A 22,085-nucleotide genomic window follows, 5' to 3' on the forward strand; every position below is an offset into this window, starting at 1 on the left:
GTGTATCAGTCAACCTATCCGGCGACTGACACTCCGCATTCGCGAGCAAGCCCGCTCCCACACTGAATCTCCAGTGTCAGCCGGATCGACGTTTAGTTATTGTCGATATCCACGTTCTTGGTTTCTTTCAGGCAAATCAGCCCCACGATCAGGCTCACCCCGGTAATCACCACCGGGTACCAGAGCCCATAGAAAATATCCCCGGTGTACACCACCAGCGCAAACGACACCGTCGGCAGGAACCCACCAAACCAGCCGTTACCGATGTGGTAAGGCAGCGATAACGAGGTGTAGCGGATACGCGTCGGGAACAGCTCCACCATCAGCGCCGCCAGCGGGCCGTAGCACATGGCGGCGATCAGGATCAGCGCGACGATCAGCACCACCACCATGGTTTTGTTGACCTGCGCCACGTCAGCCGACTGCGGATAACCCGCCAGCGTCACCGCGCCTTTCAGGGCGGCTTCGTCGTAACCATCGATACGCACATCCCCCACGCTCACCTGCACCGCACTGCCGGCCGGGGCGGCGGCGCTCTCGTACGGCAGGCCTTGTTTCACCAGGAAGGTCTTGACCTTGTCGCACGGGCTGTCAAACCGCGCCTTGCCCACCGGGTCGAACTGGAAGGTGCAGGTGGCTGGGTCCGCCAACACCGTGATCGGTGACTGGCGGCTCGCGTGGTCCATCGCCGGGTTGGTGTAGTGGGCCAGGCCCTTGAAGATCGGGAAGTACAACGCGGTGGCCAGCAGCAGGCCGACCATCAACACCGGCTTGCGCCCCAGCTTGTCCGAGAGCCAGCCGAAGAAGATGAAGAATGGCGCGCCAATCACCACGCTGATGATCAGCAGCATGTTGGCCAGTGCCGGGTCCATCTTCAGAAACTGCGTGAGGAAGAACAGCACATAAAACTGCGCGGCATAGAACGTCACCGCTTGCCCGGCGTTGATGCTGAACAGCGCAATCAGCACGATCTTGAGGTTTTCCCATTTGCCGAACGACTCGCGGATCGGCGCCTTGCTGGCCTTGCCTTCCTCTTTCATTTTCAGGAACGCCGGCGACTCGTGCAGGCTCAGGCGGATCCAGGTGGAGATGCCCAACAGCACGATCGACAGCAGGAACGGCAGGCGCCAGCCCCACACTTCAAACTGGTCGCCGGTGAAGTAACGGCACGCCAGCACCACCAGCAGCGACAGCAACAGGCCGAGGGTCGCGGTGGATTGAATCCAGCTGGTGTGGAAGCCACGTTTGCCCGCCGGGGCATGCTCGGCCACGTAAGTGGCTGCGCCGCCGTACTCGCCGCCCAGCGCCAGGCCCTGGAGCATGCGCAGTGCCACGAGGATGATCGGTGCGGCGATGCCGATGCTTGAATAGGTGGGCAGCAGGCCCACGCAGAAGGTCGCCAGGCCCATCAGGACGATGGTGGCGAGGAAGGTGTACTTGCGGCCGATCATGTCCCCCAGCCGACCGAACACCAGGGCGCCGAACGGGCGCACTACAAAGCCGGCCGCGAAGGCCATCAGGGCGAAGATAAACGCCGTGGTGTCGTTGACCCCGGCAAAGAACTGCTTGCTGATCACCGCCGCGAGGGCGCCGTAGAGGAAAAAGTCATACCACTCGAACACCGTCCCGAGGGAGGAGGCGAAGATGACTTTCTGTGTGTCGTTACTCGAGCGCGCGCCGAGTGCCGGGTCCAGGGGTTGAGCGTGTTCTGACATTGGGTAGCCCTCACAGTGATTATTTATTGTTGTTCCACTGTCGGCGCCAGTTTCAGCGCCGCTATTCCACTGTAGGAGCGAGCTTGCTCGCGAAAAACGTCAACGATAACGCGTGCATTCTGGATTAACGCGGTGTCTTTGCGTTCTTCGCGAGCAAGCCCGCTCCCACAGGTCTAGCCGGTAAGGTAAGTTCAAGCCGGTAAGGTCAGTTCTTTCTCCGGGGCGAGGCTCCTTGTGTTCGGCGAAAGGATAAGCTGCGCGGCTTTTTCCGCGATCATCAGCGTGGGTGAGCAGGTGTTGCCTGAAGTAATGCGTGGCATGACCGACGCGTCGGCGATACGCAGGCCCGGAATGCCGTGCACCCGCAGTTGTGCGTCGACCACGGCGTCCTTGTCGCTGCCCATGCGGCAGGTGCCCACCGGATGGAAAATCGTGGTGCCAATGCGGGCAGCGGCTTCTTGCAGTTGTTCGTCGGTTTGCAGTGCTTCGCCGGGCAGGTATTCCACCGGGTTGAATTGCTTCAGGGCTGGCGCCGAAACGATGCGGCGGGTCAGGCGAATGGCGTCGGCGGCCACCCGCAGGTCTTCCGGGTGGCTGAGGTAATTGGGGCGGATCAACGGCGCGTCTGCCGGGTTGGCCGAGCGAATGTCGATGCGGCCGCGGCTTTGCGGGCGCAGGTCACACACCGAGGCGGTGAAGGCCGGAAAGGCGTGCAGCGGTTCGCCGAAGCGCTCCAGGGACAGCGGTTGCACGTGGTATTCGAGGTTGGCCGACGTCTGTTCCGGCCCGGAGCGGGCGAACGCGCCCAACTGGCTGGGGGCCATGGACAGCGGGCCGCTGCGGTCGTACAGGTAGCGCAGGCCCATGCTCATCTTGCCCAGCACGGTGCCCGCAATCTGGTTCAGGGTGCGGGCGTTTTCCAGTTTGTAGATCAGGCGCAGTTGCAGGTGATCCTGCAGGTTGCCCCCGACGCCGGGCAACTCGTGCAGCACCTCGATACCCAAGGGCTTGAGCACGCTGGAAGGGCCGATACCGGAGCGTTGCAGGATGCCGGGCGAACCGACGGATCCCGCGCACAGGATGATTTCCTTGCGCGCCCGCCATGTGACGGCCTGGCCTTGCTGGCGAGCAACCACTGAGGTCGCGCGACCGTTCTCCAGCAACACGCGGTCGACTTCAACCTCCGTCATCACCGTCAGGTTGGGCCGCTGGCGGATCGGCTTGAGAAACGCCTTGGCCGCATTCCAGCGCACTCCGGATTTCTGGTTGACCTGGAAGTAGCCGCAGCCTTCGTTGTCGCCCTGGTTGAAGTCGCTGATGCTCTCGATACCACTCTGCTGCGCGGCATCGCGAAACGCGTCGAGGATCGGCCAGTGCAGGCGCTGTTGTTCAACCCGCCACTCACCGCCGTCACTGTGGAACTCCGAGGCGCCGGCAAAATGGTTTTCGCTTTGCTTGAACAGTGGCAGCACATCTTTCCAGGCCCAGCCGGGATTGTCCTCGGCCCAGCCGTCGTAATCCCGGGCCTGGCCGCGCATGTAGATCATGCCGTTGATCGACGAACAACCGCCCAGCACCTTGCCCCGTGGATAGCTCAGCGCACGGCCTTGCAAGCCTTCCTGGGCTTCGGTCTTGAAGCACCAGTCGGTGCGTGGGTTGCCGATGCAGAACAGGTAGCCGACGGGAATATGGATCCAGGGATAGTTATCGCGACCGCCGGCTTCAAGCAGCAGCACGCGATGGGCAGGGTTGGCAGACAGTCGATTCGCCAGCAGGCAGCCTGCGGGGCCGGCGCCTACCACCACGTAATCGTATTCAGCAGCTGCAGAATGCATCTGTGACCTCGCTTGTTTTTCTTATTGGCTCCATCCTAGTTGTTAGTTTTCGTCTTAAAAATGTTAGTTTTTACCCAGCTGCTGTGCGTTTTTAGACAGCGATGCTTTCAAGGTGGAGAGCGGAGGCGATATGTTCGACTGGAATGATCTGCGGTTCTTTCTCGAGTTACAGCGTAGCGGACGCTTGCTCACGGCGGCGCAACGTTTGAAAACCACTCACGCCACTGTGGCCCGGCACATTGAGGCCATCGAGAAAAGCCTCGGCACCGCGCTGTTCGTGCAGCACGCACAGGGTTACGAACTCACGCCTTCCGGCGAAGCCCTGCTCAAACACGCCGAAGCCATGGAAAACGTGGCACTGCTGGCCGAAGAAGAACTGACCCATTCCGCCGCGCCCCTGGGCAAGATTCGCCTGGGGGTGGCTGAAGGTCTGGGGGTGATGTTTCTCGCCAGTCGCATGGGCGGCCTGTTCGAACGCTACCCGGGCCTGGAAGTGGAACTGCTGGCGGTGCCGCGCTTCGTCAGCATCCTCAACCGCGAAGCGGAAATCAGCATCCACCTCGAACGCCCCAGCGTCGACCAATTGGTGACCCGCAAACTCACCGACTACCGCCTGGCGCTCTACGCCAGCCGCAGCTACCTGGACCGTACGCCACCGATTGAAAAGCGCGAGGATTTGGCCGTCCATGCCTGGATCGATTACGTCGACGATTTGCTGTTCAGCCAGGAACTGAAATTCCTCAGCAGCTTCTGCCGCAACCCCAAAGTGGTGTTCCACAGTACCAGCGTAATCGCCCAGCACCAGGCGGCGCGCTCGGGGTTGGGAATTGCCGTATTGCCGTGCTTCATGGCGGCGAGCGACCCGGACCTGGTGCCGCTGCTACCGGCGGAGAGCATCCAGCGCAGCTACTGGATCAGCTCCCGGCGCGAGTTGCACAAGTCGGTAAGGTTGCGGGTGTTGTGGGATTACCTGGTGGAACTGTGCGCGCGGGAGCAAGGGGTTTTGTTGGGAGAGGGTTAGAGTTTCACCACCTGATGCACCTGCTCACCACAGGCCCGGATCTCAGTGATCATTTTTTCAAACGGCGCGCTGACAATTTCATCGTGGGTCAGCCAGCGTATCTTCTGCACCAAGAGGTAGTGATAACGCCATTCACCCTTGACGCGTTCACCCGTCAAGTCCAGGTCGTACCACGGCGAGTGCACCTGGCAGGCCTTGATGTCCTTGTCGATCTGGCCACCCGACAGTGCGATGGTGTAATCCAGCGTCTCGGGGTTGCCTATGTACAAGTCGGCCAGTTGCCCGTTGCGGCGATAGTTGAGCAGCCCGTCCCATTTTTCCTGCAGCAAGGCATCGTTATAGACGTGGTCGTTGCCCAGCGGCTCCAGGGGCCGCATGTCCGTCAGGGTGGCGCTGACCTTGTAGCTGGCCGGGATCAAAAAGGCCGTGTCGGGGCGCTCGACTTGGCAGTCGGTGATCTGTTTGCCAAAGTTGTCGCAGATGTTCTGGTCGCTGGCGGTGGAGCCTTGCTGGCGGTCGGCGAGGCTCAGTTGCATCAGCGGCATACCGCGAAAATCAACGGTGGCCGAGACGCGGGCGGTGCCCTGGGCGTCGAAGCGTTCCTGCTTGTCGAGGATCAATGTGGTGGCGGCAGGTTGCAGCGGAATGTGTTCTTCACGTACCTGGCCCTCGGCATTGGTCACCAGCACCCAGCGGTCCTGGATATCGGGCAGGGTCTGGCCTGGGGCGAAGACCGGGTTGGTCGGGTCCAGCCACCACACCTGGCCATCGACTTCGGCGCGGACAATGGCGTGGTTCGGCGCGCCGGTGCCGGGAATCAGCAGCGGGTTGACCACATCACCACGGCTGACCCAGGCGGGTTCGGCCTTGATTCCGCTGGCCTTGAGCATGGCCGCCAGCAGCGTCGAAAGGTCTTTGCAGTCGCCGTAGCCGTGCCGTTCGATTTCGGCCAGGCTGAAGGGTACATAGCCGCGATCCGAGGCGCGCCAATCGCCCAGGTAACGGTAGTGGTCGTTGATGTGCTGCATCAGGCCGGCCACTTGCTGCGCCGGCGGCAGGCCGCGAACGGCGGCCACGGCGGCGGCGCCCTGGGGCGGCAGCTTGGCGCTGAGGATCTGGTTGTAGCGTTCGGCGAAGTTGCCGAAGTACTGCTGGCGATCCAGGGAGCTGCCGACTTCGATACGCGGGGCGTGGCGTATGTAGGCGTTGGCGGATTCGTTGATGTAGCTGAGGTAGGTCGGGGCCTTTTGCACCACGTCCAGGGTCTTGCGATTGGCCGATGGGGTAATGCTGAAACCCTCCATCAGTTCGCTGCGCCACTCGATGGGCCGCTCGGCGGTGAAGCGTGCCTTGAAGTGGTCGCGCCGTGCGGCGCTGGGGCCGAACTGCAGGGCGTAGTAGAACTCGGTCATCAGCGGTTTGGCGGGATAGTGTTCGCGCACCGTGTAGCGGATTTGCGTGCCGACCCGCAGGTTGGGGAATGCCAGCGAGGTCTGTTTTTCCCGGGAGAATCCCTGGTCAGGATTGGGGGCGGTGCGGGTGTCGATTTGTGCCTGGTCCAGGGGCACCGGTTTGCCGCCGGGCTGGGTGGACTCGGCCTTGAGCAGTTCAAAGCCGTCCTCTTCCTGATAGCTGAAGTCGATCCGCGAGAGCATTTCCCGGCCGCTCGGCTTGAGGATGGTGTAGTGGTAGCGCGTGGTGCAGTCGACGCTGGCGTCGCGGTTGAAGTGGCAATGCAGCTCGGTGTCACTGGCCAGCGGGGCTTCGGCCATCGGTTGCAGGGCGGCAAACGCGCTGTGGCTGGCAAGCCCCCAGCTGATGCAGATCAGGGGACGGTAAAACGAAAAACGGTGCATGGGCGCCTCAGGTGGAACATTGACACAAGTACCCTAGGGGTACCGAGAAGGCGCCGGATGATAATGGATCGCAACACGAATGCCTAGCATTGTCGGACAATTATTTTCGCTGAAAGGCCCGGGATAGAGCCTTCGTTAATGTTTTAAGGATTATTTTTCGAGCTCAAACTCGACACTTCCCAGTCGTTCGCCGTTCACCAGCACGTGCACCGCGTGTTTGCCGGGATAGTGTTTGCGTGTGGTCAATTCACGAATATGTTGGCCACGGCTGATAGCGTGATGTTCCCCGGCGCCCAGGGTAAACGCCTTGAGCTTGAACACCTTGGACGCACTGTGACCGGCGCTTTTCACATAGTCGATGGCGTAGTCGACCACCAGCTTTTGTGGGGTGTCGGCGATGGATTCCAGGCTGAAAGAGAGGTTGATCCGGTCGCCCAGGTTAATCACCGCCGGTTCGACTTTCAGCTGATGGAGCTTCACCTCGGCCTTGGCCCCGGCGCCCATGATCGTCAGCGCCCGGGTGTTGCCTTGCTTGATCAAACTGCGCAAGGCGTGGCGGGCGATCCAGGCGGTGTGGGGATTGTCCAGAGACCAACCTTCGATCAAGGTCAGCACCCAGTCGGGATGGTCCTTGGTGATGTCGTTGAGGTGGTTGGCCACCGACTTGCGCACGTAGAGGCTGCTGTCGGCCTTGAGGTTATCGAGGATCGAGGCACACAGGTTCGGGTCGGCCTGCACCTCGGCCAGGCGGAACGACCATGGCAGCCGTGGCCGTGAACCTTCACTGGCGAGGCGTCGTACGTGTTCGTTGTCATCCAGCGACCACTGTTGCATCACCGCCAGGGTGCGCTTGAAATCCTTCAGCAGGAAATACCGCACGGCAAACTCGGCAGAGCCAAAAGTGGTGAAGTACTTGAGCGCCGCCATGGAGCGCTTGAAATCATCGCCGCCGTAGCTGGCGACGTAGTGGGGCAGGGACAGGCTGACAAAGGCGCTGTTCAGCCGGGGCGCCAGGGCATACAGCAATTTCAGCGTCTGGGGGTAATCCAGCGGGATCACGGCGTGCAGGCTTTCGCTGACCCGCGCCATGCGCTGCATCACCGACAAGTTCGCAAGCCCGGTCTTGGCGTGTTTGAGAAAGCCCTTGGCGTCGAACGCCGGGTACACCGCGGTCATTTCAGTGGCGATGTGTTGCAGGCGTTCGGCGTTGAAGATTTCCTTCAGGGCGGGCGGTTTGTTCGGTCATGGGCAAATCCGCAGATGAAGTTGGCCATCAGAGTACATGCAAAACCCGATAGCGCACGCCCCACGTCGTAGCAGCTGTCGAGCCTGGGCGAGGCTGCGTCAGCGGTGTATCAGACACACCGCTGACGCAGCCTCGCCTAGGCTCGACAGCTGCTACGGGGAGAGGTTGAGGGTTAGAGGTACCAGCGATATTCCCGCGCATGAATTTCCTGCTGGAATGCCAGGTGGTCCTGGCGTTTGTTTTCGCAATATACGTCGACAAACTCGGCGCCCAGGCCTTCGCGCAATGCCGGCTGATGTTGCATGGCGCGCACTGCGTCGAGCATCTCCAGGGGGAAATCCGTGCCGCTGTTGCGGTCTTCGTTCAGCGGGGCGATGGGTTCTTTGGCCGCCTCAAGACCGTGTTCAAGCCCCACCAGAATCGCCGCCAGCACCAGGTACGGATTGGCATCGGCACTCGCCAGGCGATGTTCGATGCGCAGGTTGCGCGGGTCGGATTCAGGGATTCGCACACATGCGTCGCGATCCTCGTAACCCCAGCACGCGCGGGTTGCCGCGTTGACCGTGCCGCCGAGCCGGCGGAAGGCGTTGTGGTTGGGCGAGAAGATCGGCATGCAATGGGGCAGCAGTTCCAGGCAGCCGGCCACGGCGTGGCGCAGCGGTTGCTGCTGATGGGCCGCCAGCAGGTTATTGCCCGCCGCGTCGTACAGGCTGACATGCACATGCATGCCGCTGCCGGGATGTTGCAGGTAGGGCTTGGCCATGAAGCTGGCACGATAGCCGTGCTTGAGGGCCACGCCTCGGGTGCTGCGGCAGAACAGGGCGGCCCAGTCGGCGGCGCGCAGGCCATCTTCCAGGTGGCCGAAATTGATTTCGAACTGGCCGGGGCCGAGTTCGGCGGTGATCACGGTGATGTCGATGCCCTGGGCCTTGGCGGTCTCGACCATGTCGTCCAGTACCGGGGCGAAACGCGACAGGCGCTCGATGTGTAGATTGGGCTGGTCGTCGGCGTCATCACTCAACGGGTCACGGGCGAATTGCGGCAGGCCATCGCTGAGCTTTTTATCGAACAGGTAGAACTCCAGCTCAAACGCCACCACCGGGTGAATGCCCTTGCGGTTCAGGCGCTCCAGCACGTTGGCCAGCACTTCTCGGGGTTCGAATTCGATGGGCGCTTCGGTGCCGTCGGAGGTGATCAGCATCTGCCCAAGCGGCTGCGCTTCCCAGCTCACCGGCTTGAGGGTGCCGGGCACCAGGCGGCGGTTGGCGTCGGGGTCACCGTCGTGAAAGCAGTAGTCGCCGATCTTGAACAAACCGCCCTGGGCACCCAGCAGCACTGCGTTCTGCGGCAGTTTCAACGGGCTGCCGGCGGCGACCTTTTCCAGCATGTCCACCGGGTAGCGCTTGCCGTAGAAATGCCCGGGAATGTCCAGGGCAATCAGGTCGACATAACGCACATCGGGATGGTTCTGGCGAAAGGTCCGGACTTCGGCCAGCAGCGTGGAGGAATGGCTTTTCACGGGTGACGCTCCTTGGTGTGCCTTCAGTTGTAGACCCACAGCACACGGGCTGGCAGGTCAGTCAGGTTGCCGTAGCGGCAGTGGGCGAAACTGGCCAGGTGGAAGCTGTCACCCGGGCGCAAGGTGACCGAGTCGGCCTCGCCCTCGACCCACAGTGTCAACTCGCCTTCCAGCACATAACCGGCCTGTTCGGCACGGTCGCTCATGGTCTGTTCGCCACTGTTGGCGCCGGGGGCCAATAGGCTGTCGAGCATCGAGAACGCGCCGTGCATGCTCGGCGACACCAGGATGTCGGTGATGCCGTTGGCGTAATACACCGTGCGCCGTTCATTGGGGTGCGTGACCCAGTTCACGGCCTTGGGTTTGGACAAACTGTAGAAGTAGGTGGTGGGCACACCGAGGGCATGGCTGATGGCGGTCAGATCGGCCACGGTAGGGCGCGACAGACCACGTTCAACCTGGGACAGAAAGCCCACGGAACGCTCGATCTTTTGTGCGAGTTGCGCCAGGGTGAGCTTCTTGTGCTTGCGCAGGTCGTGGATCAGGATCGCCAGGGCGTCGAGTTCTTCTTGCTTGTCCATAGGCGCGTCATGAAATTCTTATCAAGAAATTTCATGAAAAATTACAGGATTAATTTCATGGAGGCAATGGGTATGGAGTTGGCGGAGGATGATCGTTCCCACGCTCTGCGTGGGAATGCATCGTGTGACGCTCCGCGTCACCATGGCGCCGGGCTTGAAAGCGTGTATGAACGGGACGCGGAGCGTCCGGAGCGGCATTCCCACGCAGAGCGTGGGAACGATCATTCAAAAACCGGACAGGCTCACATCATCACGATGCCCCAGCAGCTCGGCCACCACCGACGTCGGCGATTTGTGCTTGTAGGTGTTGTAGTTGTTAACCGAGTCCTGGAACAGCTGGCGGGTGAACGCGACGCGGCTTTCCAGGCTGGCAATGTCTGCGGCGGGTGACGAGGCGTTTTGCGCCGCCGCCAGTTGTTGCTCGGCCTCTTTGAATTGGCCGAAGGCTTTTTTGCAACGATCGAGCAGCGCCACCAGTTCCCGGTAGGTGCCGAACACGTAAAGCGCGAGCAAGGTTACAATAGTCACGAAAATGATGATGACGTGGGTACCAGTCATTGGACTTCCTGGGCAGCTGGAAAAAAGAACCAATCTTATCTGATTAATTGCCGCCTCGGTCGTTGGCCGTCCATCCATCCGCCGCTTCAATCACTGCGCTGAATGATTCTTCACGGCTGCGGTCCGAATCTTTACGCGTCATTCATTGAAGGAAGTGCCCATGAAGTCCAAATCCCTTGTTGCCTGCCTGCTGGTTGCCGCGAGCCTGTCCGCCGCGAGTCTCACCGTCCAGGCCGCAGATACCCCGCAAAAAGCCGTGCAGCCTTCAAACATCAATACCCGCGACCTCAAGACGGGAGACCGTGCGCCAGACATTCTGATGCGTAAGGAGTCGGCCATTGCCGACTGGAAGAAACGTGGCCTGAAGCAGCCGGAAGAAGACAGCCAGTGGGCCCGTGTAAACGACAAGTACGTGTTGCTCAAAACCACCAACGGTACGATTCTCGACATCACACCGGTTAAAAAATAAACCGTTCAGCGGGATGAGCGACTGCGTCCTCATCCCGCTGCATTTGATTTTTGCATAAATGCATAAATCAGCCTTTATTTCGTCTCATCTTGCGTTAAGGTACATCCGCTTGCGGGTCGCAATGGCCTCGTCACCTTGATCAAAATGAGAGCAGGATGCTTGCCACAATAAGAAACTACCCACGTACCGTGAATCTGCTGCTGTCGGCCACGCTGATCCTTACGCTGGCCAAAGCCATCACGTTTCCGTACCTCGTGATCTACCTCACCAACCACTTCGCCCTCGACATCAGCCAGGTCGGCCTGGTGATCGGCAGCTCATTGATCGTCGGTTCGTTGCTGAGTGTGTACGGCGGTTTCCTGGTAGACCGCATCAGCAGCTATCGGCTGTTGCTCAGCCTGAGCGTAGTGTTTGCCCTGGGGTTTATCGGCACGGTACTCGCCCCGGAAATCTGGTCGTTCTACAGCTGCCTGATCCTGATCAACCTGGCGTACGCGGTGATCGATATCGCGATCAAGTCCGGGTTTGCCAGCCTGTTGCCGGAAGATCAACGCAGCGAAGCGTTTTCCATCAAGTACACCCTGACCAATATCGGTTATGCCGTAGGGCCGTTTTTTGGCGCCATGATAGCCAAGCTCGATATCAGCTTGCCGTTTATCTTGTCGGCTGTTTTGGGCCTCGGATTTTTCCTGCTGTATTGGCGTTGGGGCGACCGCACGTTGGCCACCGTCGACACCACGCAAAAGCCGGTGTCATTCCTCGCCGTGGGCCGCGTGCTGCTGCGAGATCATCGGCTGGTGTGCTTCACCCTCGGTGGCCTGCTCAGTGCCGTGGTGTTCGGCCAGTTCACCGCGTACCTCTCGCAATATCTGGTGACCACCACCACGGCTGAATACACCTACACCATCATCAGCGCGGTCCTCACCACCAACGCGGTGTTGGTGATCGCGCTGCAATACGCGATTGGCCGGCGGATTTCCCACCGTCATTTGAGCCAGTGGCTGATCTTCGGCCTGGGCATGTTCATGCTGGGAGTGATGGGTTTTGCTCTGGCGAGCAACGTGTGGTGGTGGATAGTGGCGATGGCGATTTTCACCGTGGGTGAAATCGTGGTGTTCCCGGCCGAGTACATGTTTATCGACCGCATCGCCCCGGACCATCTGCGGGGGATGTATTACGGCGCGCAAAACCTGTCCAACCTCGGCGCTGCCCTGGGGCCGGTGCTGTGCGGGCTGGTACTGGCCAGCCTGCCGGCCCACTACATGTTCTACATGTTGGCAGCGTTTATCGTCGGGGGAGGGGTGTTCTATTTTGTCGGTGCGTCGTTGAAGGCACGCTAACTGCTGTAGGAGCGAGCTTGCTCGCGAAGGTCGTTAACGATAACGCGCCACGCCTGAGTGAACGCGGTGCCTGGGCGTTTTTCGCGAGCAAGCTCGCTCCTACAAAGGGCGTAGCGGCAGGTCATCCAGCCTGAGTTTACCAACGGTGTTGCTCTGCAATTCGTAACGCAACTCGTCGACCATCTTTTCCACTTCCTGCGGGGTCTGCAGCTTGTTGACGCTGATCCCGGTGACCACCAGGTCCACCCGGCCGCTTTCGGCATCGAAGACTTTGAGGGTCAATGAGGCGTCACGGCACAGGGTGAACTCGCAGGTCAGGGGCGACAGAGCCTCTTCGATGCAGTTGCGCAGTTGGGAGAGCGTAAACATTAGGGCGCTCCTCAGCGACGACGCAGCAACAGGCCCAGCAGCAGGCCGACACCGGCGACGATCGCTACGGTAGCCAAGGGTTTTTGCTTGGCAAAGTCGCCAACGGTGTCCAGCGCGTCACCGTAGGTTTGCTGCAATTGGCCAGCGGCCTGGCGGGCCACACCTTCGGCCTGGAGACGTTCGTCACCGGTCAGATCACCCAGAAAACCTTGAGCCTTGCCGGCCACTTTCTCGACGGCGCCTTTGACTTGTTCGCTTTTCATGATGGATTCCTTAAAGGGCATGACATCTCGACAGCACAGGACCCAAAGCCCTGTGCCCACCCTTCAAGGTTAAGCAGTGCATCCCCGCGCAATAAGGCGAATTTGCACCGGTCGCACTAGTGCATTTGCACTCTATTTCGGCTTTTTAACCCGCAATTCACCGGCAAACAGCCCGCGCTCACGGGCCCAGACGATAGCTGCACTACGGCTATGCACCCCCAGTTTGGAGTACACCGTGGCCACATGGTTACGCACGGTGTTGGGCGCCAGTTTCAGGCGCGAGGCGATTTCCTTGTCGGCCAGGCCTTCGCAAATCAGCCCCAGTACATCGCGCTCCCGGGCGGTCAGGTCGGTGAAGGAAATGTTCGGTACATTGGGGCTGTTGACGCTCTTGGCATTGGCCAGTTTTTCAATCAGCGTCTGGCTGAACCATGAGGCGTCCTGCATCACTTCCTCGATAGCGGCCACCAGTTCCAGCTCGGAGCGCTTGCGTTCGGTGATGTTCATCAGCACCAGCAAATAGCAGGGCACGTCCTGGATGCTGACGGTGTCGGCAGACAGCACGCAGTCGATCAGCTCATTGCCTTTTTTGCGGATCTTCAGGTCGAGGCCGTCGAGGTTGCCGGCTTTTTCCAGGGTGGTGAACAGTTGTGTGCAGGCCTGGGGGCTGTCGATAAAGTCGATGTCTTCGATGGATTTGCCGATCAGCTCTTCACTGGTATAGCCGGTGATGGTCATGAAGGCTTCGTTGATATCCACCACCTGGCGGTTGGCGGCGTTGCACACCAGGGTCGGCACCGGCGTCAGGCGGAACGACTTGGCGAAACGCTCCTCGCTCTGGCGCAGGGCGGTTTCGGCTTTACGGCGGGGCTCCAGATCGGTGAAGGAAAACAGCATGCAGTCTTCCTCATTCATGTCCAGCGGCTGACCGGCCACGATCACCAGTTTGCTGCCGCCTTCGGGCAGTTTCAGTTCGGCTTGCATCTGCGGAATGGTCGCGCCTTCGCCCAGGCGCTTGACGGCGAGGTCCTTGTTTTCGGCCTGTTCCAGCACATCCAGTTCATACACCGAGTGGCCGATCACCTGGTCGCGGTTGTAGCCGGTCATCTCCAGGAAGCCCTGGTTGACCTTGATATAGCGCAGGTCGCTCAGGCGGCAAATCACCGCCGGCGCCGGGTTGGCGTTAAAGGTTTTTTCAAAGCGCTTTTCGGCGCTGGCCCATTCAGTGGCGTCGCTCAGGATCAACACCAGCAGCTCCGGCTCGCCGGACGCGTCGTCGAGCACCAGGCTGCGCAGGCGGTGCACCCAGGTCTTTTCCTCGTCGCCGGCGGACGTGACTTCCACCACCACATCGCTGAACTCTTCACCGTCCGCCACCCGGCTTAACGGGTAATTCTCAAGCGCCAGGGGATGATTGTTGCGATACCGCAAGGCAAAGCGCGCGGCGTATTCCTTGGTGTTGGCACCCAGGTCTTCGACGTTATCCACGCCATGCATCAGCAGCGCGGCTTCATTGGCCCAGAGGATGGTCTGGTCGGCCTCGGCGAGGATCACCCCATCGGACAAGCCGGAGATGATCTGCTGCAGTTGACGGCGGTTGGTTTCTTTGGCGAGGACGGCCTGGCTCATGGTTTCTCCTGGGGTAGGTCGCATGAGAAGTACGACACCTGAGGCTCAGGATAGTGCAGAGAAAGTGCGCGGCGCGGGGTGCGAATGCACCAGTGCGCCTAGTGCAATTGTGCCGAGACCGAAGGGTAGGTGCCTCGCCAAACTGGCCACCTACCCACTGTTCAAAGGATTTAACATGACCACTGTCTATGAAACCAACCGTTCGCTGTTTCGAGTTTCCTGGGGCTCGGTGTTGGCCGGTAGTGCAATTGCCCTGGTGACCTACCTGGTGTTGAGCGTACTCGGTACCGCGATTGGTGCCAGTGCAGTCAACCCGATGGCAGCCGGTAACCCGCTGAGCGGTTTTGGTACCGGTGCCGGGATCTGGCTGTTCGTCTCGACGTTGCTGGCCATCGGTGCCGGTGCATTCGTGGCCGGGCGCACCGCACCGGATCGCGGCGGCCTGCATGGCGTGTTGAGCTGGACCATCACCACCTTGTTGACCACCTGGCTGCTCGCCGCGCTGGCCACCAGCGTTGTCGGTGCTGCGGGTAACGTCGTCGGTAAAGGGTTGTCGGCGGCCGGTAGCGGCATCGCCGCCGTGGCGCCGGGCATCAGCGACAGCGTCAAACAGCAACTGAATGAGCAGGGCATCAAGCTGGACTGGAACAGCCTGCAAGGCCAGCTCGACACGTTGCTCAAGCAGAGCGGCAAGCCTGAACTGGACCCTGCCAATGTTGAGCAAAAAGCCGATCAAGCCGCTGCGGATGGCAAGCAATCGGCCAACGATGCGGCGACCAACCCAGCCCAGGCCGGTGATGAACTGAAGCAGTGGTTCGAGCGCGTCAAAGCGTCCGGTGAGCCCGCGTTGAATGCAGCAGACAAGCAGGCGCTGGTTAACATCGTCGCTGCGCGTACCGGCAAGAGCCAAGCTGAAGCCACCCAGATCGTTGACAACTATGCCCAGGCCTACCAGCAAGCCGTGCAGAAGGTTGACGAGCTGAAGCAACAGGCTGAACAGAAAGCCCGCGAAGCCGGTGAAGTGGCGGCCAAGCAACTGTCCCGCGCAGCGTGGAGCACCTTGTTGATGTTGCTGCTGGGTGCGGCGTTGAGCTTCGGTGTAGGTCGCCTGGCGATCACTACACGTCGGGTGCCATTGGCCTGATCATGATGTGAGGGGCTGGATGTGGCGAGGGCACAAGCTCCCTCGCCACAGGAATAGCCCTGCTTGCCCCTCTGCATCAACCCCGCCGAACGAGTAAACTGCCCGCCTTTTTATCCTCACGATGAAACGGTGGGCTTTTGAACGCAGTAAAAACCACAGGGCTGTTGCTACTCGCCGCCTTATTGGCGGGATGCGGAACCTCGCCGCCCCGCACCCCCAACGACATCTGCGGCATCTTTCGCGAAAAGGACGATTGGTACGACGCCGCCAAGGTGACCCAGGCGCGCTGGGGCGTGCCGATCCAGGTGCCGTTTGCGATCATGTATCAAGAGTCCGGCTTCCGCCAGGACGCCAAGACCCCGCGCAAATACCTGTTATGGATCATCCCCTGGGGCCGCGTGTCCACCGCCTCCGGCTACGCCCAGGCCAAGGATGAAGTGTGGAGCGACTACCAGAAAAGCACCGGCCGTACGGGCGCCAGTCGCGAGGACTTTGACGACGCCATCGATTTTGTCGGCTGGTACATGGACAAGACCTACACCATCAACGGCGTGTACAAATACGACGCCTACGGCCAATACCTGAACTACCACGAAGGCTGGGGCGGGTATCGTCAGCGCACCTATGCGAGCAAAGCCTGGCTGATGCCGGTTGCAGGCAAGGTGCGGGCACGCTCGCAGATGTATGCGGCGCAATATGCGGGCTGCAAGAATGATCTAGGACGAGGGTTCTGGAGTCGGTTTTGGCATTGGCTGTGAGTGCACGGGCATTCCTTTGCCCGGCATAAGAGCGGGTGGCTAAACGGCTAACCGTCCCACCAACGGCACCACCATCAAGGTGCTCAACGCCATTGAGAGTACGTTGCCGATGTAAGGATGGACGTGCGGTGGTAACCGTCCTGCAATGGCGCAGGCCAGTGGCGGCGCGATCAACGCGCCGAGCAACGCACTTGATCCCATCACCACCCAGCTGCCGCCATAGGTCAACACCGCTGCCGGGACCACCGACACCAGCGGAACATACGTGGGATACCAACCGCGTTTGATCCACTGATGTCGCCAGATCACCACGCCCAGTGCAGACGTCAGCGCTTGCGCACCGATCAGATGCACTATCAGACCAGATCCATAGGCCGGGCTCATCGGGTTCAGCGCATAAGCCAGTAACACGCCAGCCAATAAGCCAAGGCTGGCCAGCTCATTGCCGAAGAAGGGCGCTTCGGAAAAGTCCGCCAACACCCTTCGCACGCTCCACATCGCGCCATAGGTCGGTGGCTTCAAGGGCGCAGGCTTTATCGGGGCTATATAGTCGCTGCGTACCAAAATCGGCACGCGACGGCACAATACAAACGCAATCACACTACCAACCGCCATCCCCAGGACGTTTCCGATTACCACCGGCAAGCCCAGCGGCAGGCAGATGTAGTTGACGATCAACAAACACATCGGTGTAACCAGCAACGCCCCCAGCACTGCGCCATTGAGCGTTACTTTCCAGCCGCCGCCGAACATCAGCACCATGGCCGCCGGCAGTGAAACAAATGCTGCAAACGTCGGTTGCCAAGTGTTAGCGGTCACGGTCCATCCCCATAACGCATTACTCAGCAATAAACCGAGTAATGAGCTGGTCACCAACCACGGCCACAGCCCGGTGCCATACGAAATGGCAAAGCCTTGCCAGCGCTTGCCGGTACGGCTGGCCCACCACGCCAGGTACGCGCCGCCCAGCAGGCCGATTGAGGCCAGTTCATGTTTGTAGAACGCGACTTCGCTGATATCACCCAGCACCCAGCGCAGCCAGGCGATGGGGTGAGGAAGGCTGGTCACCATGTCGGCATAGCCCGGCCAAGGGTAAGTAAGGGTTATCCATAGGATCAGCAATGCACTGGCAACGCCCAGGGCGATGACTGTTTTATCGGTTCGGGAGTGGTGTAGGCACGGTTTTTCTAAAAGGGTTTCCATCATGCGCCCTCCGATTAGCGTGGCAGGGCGCGATGTTGGGTATACCCGAGCATTTGGTCATAAAGATCCGCACGCCGGTCCCGCTGCAAGTCGTTGAGGCTGTTCCAGATAGGTGCACTGCGAGCGCTGGTGAGGTCAACATCGGCATAGGATCTCCTGCCGATTCGCCGAAGCCACCGCGCCGATGGGCCAGCCGTTGGTTCCGGCAATCAGCGAACACCCGAGGTAACGCGCATCGCGTTCCTCGCCGATACGGCTGGAGGCGGCGATAAACACGTTGTTGACGTGGGCTGCGGTCATCGTGAGGTACGACGCCATGCACTTCCCCGCGTCGTCGAACAACGGAGGCGGAGTCCATACCCAGTTGTTGAGACTGCAAATAATATCGGCGCCTTGCTGGCTGAGGATGCGCGGCACCTCAGGGAACCAGATGTCCCAGCAGATCAGCAGGCCTATACGGCCTATGGGTGTTTCAAATACGGGGAACCCTACATCGCCGGGACTGAACCAGAGCTTTTCCAGGTTCCACAAATGGGCCTTGCGGTACTTGCCGATAAAACCCTCCGGTCCCAGCAGTACCGCGGTGTTGAACAGCTGCATGCCGGAGATTTCGCTGAGGCCTGCCACCAGATACACCTGATGCTTACAGGCAAAATCCATCCAGGCTTGCACACTCGGCCCGCCCGGAATGGCCTCGGCGTGATCAAATGCATCCTGACGGCTGGAGAAGAAATAGCCGCAGTTCGAGAGCTCTGGCAGCACGATTAGATTGGCGCCACCGCCCACTGCTTCCGTTGCCAGCTCAAGGCTATGACGCAGGTTACGCTCCCGGTTTTCCATCCCCACTTGGGGGTCGAACTGAATGACAGCTATGCGAACAGGGCTTGTTGGATCGCTCATTGCGGGTGACCTCTTATTTTTATTCAGCCAGGGAATGGCTGGATGTTTATAAAAGGCGACCCGATGTTTAAAGGAAAGTCGGACGCGTCCGATAGCTGCGTAGCTTGGTTCCGCCAAGGCCTTTGTACTGGCTATTTAATTTGACTGGTGTGGACGCTCGGTTTTGTATTCTGGATAGTCTTGCATAGAAAATCCTCCGTTAAATTTAGCGCCAGTTTTGTTGCATATATTTATGACGGTGTCTATTGCGCCCCTGAAACATGGCTCTGTCCACCCAGCATCTACTGAAAAAGATTCGCCGCAGAGGTAAAGTCCAGATTTAAATGAGTGGTCTTTGTTGTATTTCATTAGGCCCACAGCCTCATAGTAGGTTCCCGGCCTATACAGTTTTGCGCACCCTAACGAGTTGCTGTCATTCATCCAACGTTGCACGATAGCCTGCTCGTGGCCTATGTATGGAGAGATTTTCTCTTGAATGTTTGTGGATTTAATCAGGATTCTGTCCAGCTCTTCAATGCACTTGGCTATCAGTTCTTTTTCACTTAATGAAGATAGTTTTGTCGCATCGTCTTCCCAGGTATAACTCAGAAGTATGCAGTCGTAGGTGTAGTGGTCGTTATAGCGATAGGTATACACGTCATGTATGAAGCTGTCGGTCACAATTGCTTGAGGGATTTTTGTGTTTTTAGATAGGAACGATTTTTTTAATGGGGCGTATACTTTGCAGCTGGTTTCCCAGTGCGCGGTTTTATAAGCATTTATCGTGTCGAAAGGGAGCATCTCTTGGTCGAAACCTTCAAGTAGCAGCTGTGTTTCGATCAACCAGGAGGGAAGGGTGACGATGACCGAATCGAAGTCGGCATAGCAGGGCTCAGTTTTTTTGGGATTGCTTGAGTTCCATTGATAATGAACTCGTGTTTTCCCACTCTTGAGCTTTTCCAGCTTTTTTACCGGAGAGTCGGTTAGCAGTCCATTCGACTTTTCAAGACTATGTTCATAAACGGAGTTTCCTGTTTCAGGGATGCTCATAAAGAGCATGCATTCTGCTAAGGCCCCGAGGCCTTTGTAGCTGGGCTTATTAAACCTAAGACCCCGGGAGTCAAAAACGGCCGAGCTTTCCAGGTGTGGAGAGTCGACTGTCGTGCCATCCAGTTTGACCCGGCCATGAATCAACTGGAGATGACTGCTGAAACCAAAAATCGCAGTACGCAGGGGGTAAAGCGAGCATATGTCATAAAAAGCGCCCCAACTGCCATCGCCTATTCCAATTGCGTAGAATACCGCCGATTCTTTTGCCGTCATCCCCATGCCTCCAAAGTCTCCGGGACGGTGCCTGCTCCAAGACTCAATAACCGGCATTTTTACTAAATCCCGAAACGAGATACCTTCGTATCTTTCGACTATGGCGGCCCAAAGTAACTCCCATTGCTCGCTTCCATAGAAATCCGCGACTTTCTGAGTCATGCGTTTGGCAAAGTTTTCCCATTTTGCAGACACCGCGCTTAGGGTTTCGCCAGGAGGTGGCGTTATCCCATCTTTGTTTTTCCAGATCAGCATAGTGGGCTGGCCCCTGTTATCTATACTTCCTTCGCGTAAGTAGATGCCGGTTGATTTGACCCATGGGCTTCCCGGATTTGGGAAGTTTGAATGAACAAGCGCAAACTCTTTTGCGTAATAGGCCATCAGGGATCTACCGTCAGTAGGCGGTTCGTCAGATCGATTAAAGAAGGGCATTCGCATCGCACCCATTTCAAAGGGTGGGCGGCCTGTATTATTGGAGTGCTGGCCTCCAAGTACAGTAAGGTGCCTGCCGCCGATTCTCTTGGATTTTTCCAGCAGGGATATATTTTTAAAGCCGCAGCGATAAAGTTCTCGTGCTGCAGTAAGTCCCGTTATACCCGCTCCGATGATACATATTCTGTGATTCGAATTGATCGAGTTGGCGATTCCGCCTGTTTGTTCAACTAAGGCTCGATAATCGAAGCATAAATCTGGCGGGCTGGGAAAACGGCCTCGCCATTTATTTTTGATAGACCTCTTTTCTCTAGAGGTACCAATAGCAATGTCAGCCGGGTAATTGAAATCTGATCCTATTGTCACGTAGGTCATCCTTGATGTTCTATGTTTTTGAAGGGGTAGGCTGCTCGCTGAGCCGAACAAGGTAAATCGGGGAGGAGAGTTTTCGACAGGGGTGTTTTCGTGGTTTTTTGTAGGTTTGAGCGGGCGACCCTCACCTCAAGCTTGCCAAACGCGTTTGACTCTGGGAAAACGCCCGTTTGGCGCAATCCGCGCACTACACAAAACGAGAAAAAATGAACAACGAACTGGAAATCACCGACATCCGCCTCGGTGACGGTAAAACCGTGGTCAAAGGCGCCCTGATCACCACGCAATACACCGGCACCCTCGAAGACGGCACGGTGTTCGATTCTTCATGGGAACGGGGCAAGCCGTTTCAATGCGTGATCGGTACCGGTCGCGTGATCAAAGGCTGGGACCAGGGGCTGATGGGCATGAAAGTCGGCGGCATTCGCACGTTGTTTGTGCCGGCGCACCTGGCCTACGGCGAGCGCTCGATGGGCGCGCATATCACGCCCAACAGTAATCTGCGCTTTGAAATTGAGTTGTTGGAAGTACTCACACGCGACGATTGAGAAGGGATGAACATGGATGTTGTTGACACGATGGCCCTGCCGCGCAGTTCGATAGCGGGCATCCGGGTGGTTGAACTGACGGTTGAGGATGAGGCCGAGCTGCAGCGCTTTTTCGAAGCAGCCCCGGAATATTTTCTCGCGGTCAACGGTGAGCCCGCCACACCCACGGAGGCTCGGGATGAGTTGACTCTTCAACTGCCCGACACCTGGAGCTACACGCGAATGTATTGGATTGGCTACCGCAATGCCGAAGGGCAGCTGGTTGCGGTGGTGAATGTGGCGTCTGACCTGCTGGCGGTTGGGGTGTGGCATATCGGGTTGCTGTTGGTGGCCACGCCGTTGCATGGCACCGGGTTTGCGCGGCAGTTGCATGCGGATTTCCAGGATTGGGTAGTACGCCTGGGCGCACGTTGGTTGCGGCTGACGGTGGTGGTGGGGAACGTCAAGGCCGAGCGGTTCTGGCCCCGGCTTGGGTATGTTCAGGTGCGGACTCGGGATGGGATCGAGATGGGGCGGCAGGTGAATCGGGTTTCCATTCAGGTGAAGGCGTTGGCGGGTGGGGCGATCAATGAGTATTTGGCGCTGGTGGAGCGTGATCGACCGTCTTCTGCGTAGCAGCTGTCGAGCCTGGGCGAGGCTGCGTTCGGGGCGACTCGGTGCAGTGCCTGGCTTGATGATCGCAGTGTGGCCGACGCAGCCTCGCTTGGGCTCGACAGCTGCTACGGGGGGTGGATGCGCTTACCTGAACCGTCCCTGAAGAATATTCCTAACCCCATTGGGTAAGCTTTCCTACGGTTTACTCTCCTTAAATCGGAGCGTAAGCTTTGCGCGTTTTCATCAATAGCGGAGACCCTCAGTGGGTACTTGTTCGAGTGACAGTCGTCGGCCGGTCTCGATAACCGGCACATACTTGGCAAGGTAACGCGCATTTTTCCGATGCCGTTGTCTCGCCCGGAAGCGAGAAGCGGCATCCCGGTAGCGGTCAGTCCTGGCCCGATCCCGATTTCCCTCTCATCGACGCTGAC

Annotated in this window: 18 protein-coding genes and 2 pseudogenes; 7 read left to right on the forward strand and 13 right to left on the reverse strand. The window is 58.9% G+C overall.

Annotation, left to right across the window (positions count from 1 at the left end; translation table 11 throughout):
* Positions 1-92: 92 nt before the first annotated feature.
* A complete protein-coding gene (locus tag ACUN0G_RS26075; RefSeq protein WP_258346630.1) occupies positions 93-1,715 on the reverse strand; it encodes an MFS transporter in 1,623 nt (540 codons plus the stop codon).
* 191 nt (positions 1,716-1,906) lie between these two features.
* Positions 1,907-3,550, reverse strand: a complete 1,644-nt coding sequence (locus tag ACUN0G_RS26080; protein WP_445574690.1) for a GMC family oxidoreductase — start codon at positions 3,548-3,550, stop codon at positions 1,907-1,909.
* 130 nt (positions 3,551-3,680) lie between these two features.
* Between ACUN0G_RS26080 and ACUN0G_RS26085 the strand changes: the two genes are divergently transcribed.
* Positions 3,681-4,571: a LysR family transcriptional regulator gene (locus tag ACUN0G_RS26085; protein ID WP_003211603.1), complete on the forward strand. Its 891-nt coding sequence runs from the start codon at positions 3,681-3,683 to the stop codon at positions 4,569-4,571.
* Here the strand turns inward: ACUN0G_RS26085 and ACUN0G_RS26090 are convergent.
* From ACUN0G_RS26090 to ACUN0G_RS26110, 5 genes and pseudogenes are all read right to left on the reverse strand, one after another.
* Positions 4,568-6,427 carry a DUF3857 domain-containing transglutaminase family protein gene (locus tag ACUN0G_RS26090; RefSeq protein ID WP_445574691.1) on the reverse strand — a complete coding sequence of 620 codons (1,860 nt, stop codon included), beginning with the start codon at positions 6,425-6,427 and terminating at the stop codon, positions 4,568-4,570. The two genes, ACUN0G_RS26085 and ACUN0G_RS26090, sit on opposite strands and share 4 nt — an antisense overlap.
* A 150-nt stretch (positions 6,428-6,577) precedes the next feature.
* Positions 6,578-7,651 carry a DNA alkylation repair protein gene (locus ACUN0G_RS26095; RefSeq protein ID WP_445575601.1) on the reverse strand — a complete coding sequence of 358 codons (1,074 nt, stop codon included), beginning with the start codon at positions 7,649-7,651 and terminating at the stop codon, positions 6,578-6,580.
* A gap of 194 nt (positions 7,652-7,845) precedes the next feature.
* A complete protein-coding gene (locus ACUN0G_RS26100; RefSeq protein ID WP_445574692.1) occupies positions 7,846-9,192 on the reverse strand; it encodes a glutamine synthetase family protein in 1,347 nt (448 codons plus the stop codon).
* A 23-nt stretch (positions 9,193-9,215) separates the two neighbouring features.
* Positions 9,216-9,808, reverse strand: a pseudogene (locus tag ACUN0G_RS26105) (helix-turn-helix domain-containing protein).
* Positions 9,809-9,998: 190 nt separating this feature from the next.
* Positions 9,999-10,331: a LemA family protein gene (locus tag ACUN0G_RS26110; protein WP_258346625.1), complete on the reverse strand. Its 333-nt coding sequence runs from the start codon at positions 10,329-10,331 to the stop codon at positions 9,999-10,001.
* A gap of 160 nt (positions 10,332-10,491) precedes the next feature.
* On the opposite strand from ACUN0G_RS26110, the gene ACUN0G_RS26115 reads away from it, so the two are divergent.
* Together ACUN0G_RS26115 and ACUN0G_RS26120 are read left to right on the forward strand one after the other, a co-directional pair.
* Positions 10,492-10,800 carry an RcnB family protein gene (locus ACUN0G_RS26115; RefSeq protein WP_445574693.1) on the forward strand — a complete coding sequence of 103 codons (309 nt, stop codon included), beginning with the start codon at positions 10,492-10,494 and terminating at the stop codon, positions 10,798-10,800.
* A 155-nt stretch (positions 10,801-10,955) separates the two neighbouring features.
* Complete coding sequence (locus ACUN0G_RS26120) at positions 10,956-12,140, forward strand: MFS transporter (protein WP_275712111.1); 1,185 nt, start codon at positions 10,956-10,958, stop codon at positions 12,138-12,140.
* Positions 12,141-12,239: 99 nt separating this feature from the next.
* Here ACUN0G_RS26120 and ACUN0G_RS26125 read toward each other — a convergent pair whose 3' ends face one another.
* The 3 genes from ACUN0G_RS26125 to ACUN0G_RS26135 all read right to left on the reverse strand — a co-directional run bounded on the left by ACUN0G_RS26125 (position 12,240) and on the right by ACUN0G_RS26135 (position 14,401).
* A complete protein-coding gene (locus ACUN0G_RS26125) occupies positions 12,240-12,509 on the reverse strand; it encodes a DUF1652 domain-containing protein (RefSeq protein ID WP_003211585.1) in 270 nt (89 codons plus the stop codon).
* An 11-nt stretch (positions 12,510-12,520) separates the two neighbouring features.
* The gene (locus ACUN0G_RS26130; RefSeq protein ID WP_003211583.1) at positions 12,521-12,772 is read right to left on the reverse strand and encodes a CsbD family protein; all 252 of its coding nucleotides are present in this window, start codon (positions 12,770-12,772) and stop codon (positions 12,521-12,523) included.
* Positions 12,773-12,904: 132 nt separating this feature from the next.
* Positions 12,905-14,401: a PAS domain S-box protein gene (locus ACUN0G_RS26135; protein WP_445574694.1), complete on the reverse strand. Its 1,497-nt coding sequence runs from the start codon at positions 14,399-14,401 to the stop codon at positions 12,905-12,907.
* Between the two features lie 175 nt (positions 14,402-14,576).
* On the opposite strand from ACUN0G_RS26135, the gene ACUN0G_RS26140 reads away from it, so the two are divergent.
* Both ACUN0G_RS26140 and ACUN0G_RS26145 read left to right on the forward strand, forming a co-directional pair.
* Complete coding sequence (locus ACUN0G_RS26140) at positions 14,577-15,545, forward strand: hypothetical protein (RefSeq protein ID WP_226476264.1); 969 nt, start codon at positions 14,577-14,579, stop codon at positions 15,543-15,545.
* Positions 15,546-15,682: 137 nt separating this feature from the next.
* A complete protein-coding gene (locus tag ACUN0G_RS26145) occupies positions 15,683-16,303 on the forward strand; it encodes a transglycosylase SLT domain-containing protein (RefSeq protein WP_445574695.1) in 621 nt (206 codons plus the stop codon).
* 39 nt (positions 16,304-16,342) lie between these two features.
* Here ACUN0G_RS26145 and ACUN0G_RS26150 read toward each other — a convergent pair whose 3' ends face one another.
* The 3 genes and pseudogenes from ACUN0G_RS26150 to ACUN0G_RS26160 all read right to left on the reverse strand — a co-directional run bounded on the left by ACUN0G_RS26150 (position 16,343) and on the right by ACUN0G_RS26160 (position 20,506).
* The gene (locus ACUN0G_RS26150) at positions 16,343-17,506 is read right to left on the reverse strand and encodes a hypothetical protein (protein WP_445575602.1); all 1,164 of its coding nucleotides are present in this window, start codon (positions 17,504-17,506) and stop codon (positions 16,343-16,345) included.
* Between the two features lie 14 nt (positions 17,507-17,520).
* Positions 17,521-18,406: pseudogene (locus ACUN0G_RS26155) on the reverse strand (nitrilase family protein).
* A gap of 135 nt (positions 18,407-18,541) precedes the next feature.
* The gene (locus tag ACUN0G_RS26160; protein ID WP_445575603.1) at positions 18,542-20,506 is read right to left on the reverse strand and encodes a flavin monoamine oxidase family protein; all 1,965 of its coding nucleotides are present in this window, start codon (positions 20,504-20,506) and stop codon (positions 18,542-18,544) included.
* Positions 20,507-20,718: 212 nt separating this feature from the next.
* Here ACUN0G_RS26160 and ACUN0G_RS26165 point away from each other — a divergent pair, with 212 nt between their 5' ends.
* Both ACUN0G_RS26165 and ACUN0G_RS26170 read left to right on the forward strand, forming a co-directional pair.
* Entirely contained in the window at positions 20,719-21,060 is a 342-nt protein-coding gene (locus tag ACUN0G_RS26165; RefSeq protein WP_167410185.1) for an FKBP-type peptidyl-prolyl cis-trans isomerase, read from the forward strand.
* A gap of 12 nt (positions 21,061-21,072) precedes the next feature.
* Complete coding sequence (locus tag ACUN0G_RS26170) at positions 21,073-21,675, forward strand: GNAT family N-acetyltransferase (protein ID WP_445574696.1); 603 nt, start codon at positions 21,073-21,075, stop codon at positions 21,673-21,675.
* Positions 21,676-22,085 lie beyond the last annotated feature (410 nt).

Source organism: Pseudomonas sp. 32A (genome assembly GCF_052682255.1).

What these genes read in the sequence shown, in the direction of transcription:
- ACUN0G_RS26075 (WP_258346630.1), bottom strand. Translation starts at nt 1,715, where the DNA reads ATGTCAGAACACGCTCAACCCCTGGACCCGGCACTCGGCGCGCGCTCG.
- ACUN0G_RS26080 (WP_445574690.1), bottom strand. Translation starts at nt 3,550, where the DNA reads ATGCATTCTGCAGCTGCTGAATACGATTACGTGGTGGTAGGCGCCGGC.
- ACUN0G_RS26085 (WP_003211603.1), top strand. Translation starts at nt 3,681, where the DNA reads ATGTTCGACTGGAATGATCTGCGGTTCTTTCTCGAGTTACAGCGTAGC.
- ACUN0G_RS26090 (WP_445574691.1), bottom strand. Translation starts at nt 6,427, where the DNA reads ATGCACCGTTTTTCGTTTTACCGTCCCCTGATCTGCATCAGCTGGGGG.
- ACUN0G_RS26110 (WP_258346625.1), bottom strand. Translation starts at nt 10,331, where the DNA reads ATGACTGGTACCCACGTCATCATCATTTTCGTGACTATTGTAACCTTG.
- ACUN0G_RS26115 (WP_445574693.1), top strand. Translation starts at nt 10,492, where the DNA reads ATGAAGTCCAAATCCCTTGTTGCCTGCCTGCTGGTTGCCGCGAGCCTG.
- ACUN0G_RS26120 (WP_275712111.1), top strand. Translation starts at nt 10,956, where the DNA reads ATGCTTGCCACAATAAGAAACTACCCACGTACCGTGAATCTGCTGCTG.
- ACUN0G_RS26125 (WP_003211585.1), bottom strand. Translation starts at nt 12,509, where the DNA reads ATGTTTACGCTCTCCCAACTGCGCAACTGCATCGAAGAGGCTCTGTCG.
- ACUN0G_RS26130 (WP_003211583.1), bottom strand. Translation starts at nt 12,772, where the DNA reads ATGAAAAGCGAACAAGTCAAAGGCGCCGTCGAGAAAGTGGCCGGCAAG.
- ACUN0G_RS26135 (WP_445574694.1), bottom strand. Translation starts at nt 14,401, where the DNA reads ATGAGCCAGGCCGTCCTCGCCAAAGAAACCAACCGCCGTCAACTGCAG.
- ACUN0G_RS26140 (WP_226476264.1), top strand. Translation starts at nt 14,577, where the DNA reads ATGACCACTGTCTATGAAACCAACCGTTCGCTGTTTCGAGTTTCCTGG.
- ACUN0G_RS26150 (WP_445575602.1), bottom strand. Translation starts at nt 17,506, where the DNA reads ATGGAAACCCTTTTAGAAAAACCGTGCCTACACCACTCCCGAACCGAT.
- ACUN0G_RS26165 (WP_167410185.1), top strand. Translation starts at nt 20,719, where the DNA reads ATGAACAACGAACTGGAAATCACCGACATCCGCCTCGGTGACGGTAAA.
- ACUN0G_RS26170 (WP_445574696.1), top strand. Translation starts at nt 21,073, where the DNA reads ATGGATGTTGTTGACACGATGGCCCTGCCGCGCAGTTCGATAGCGGGC.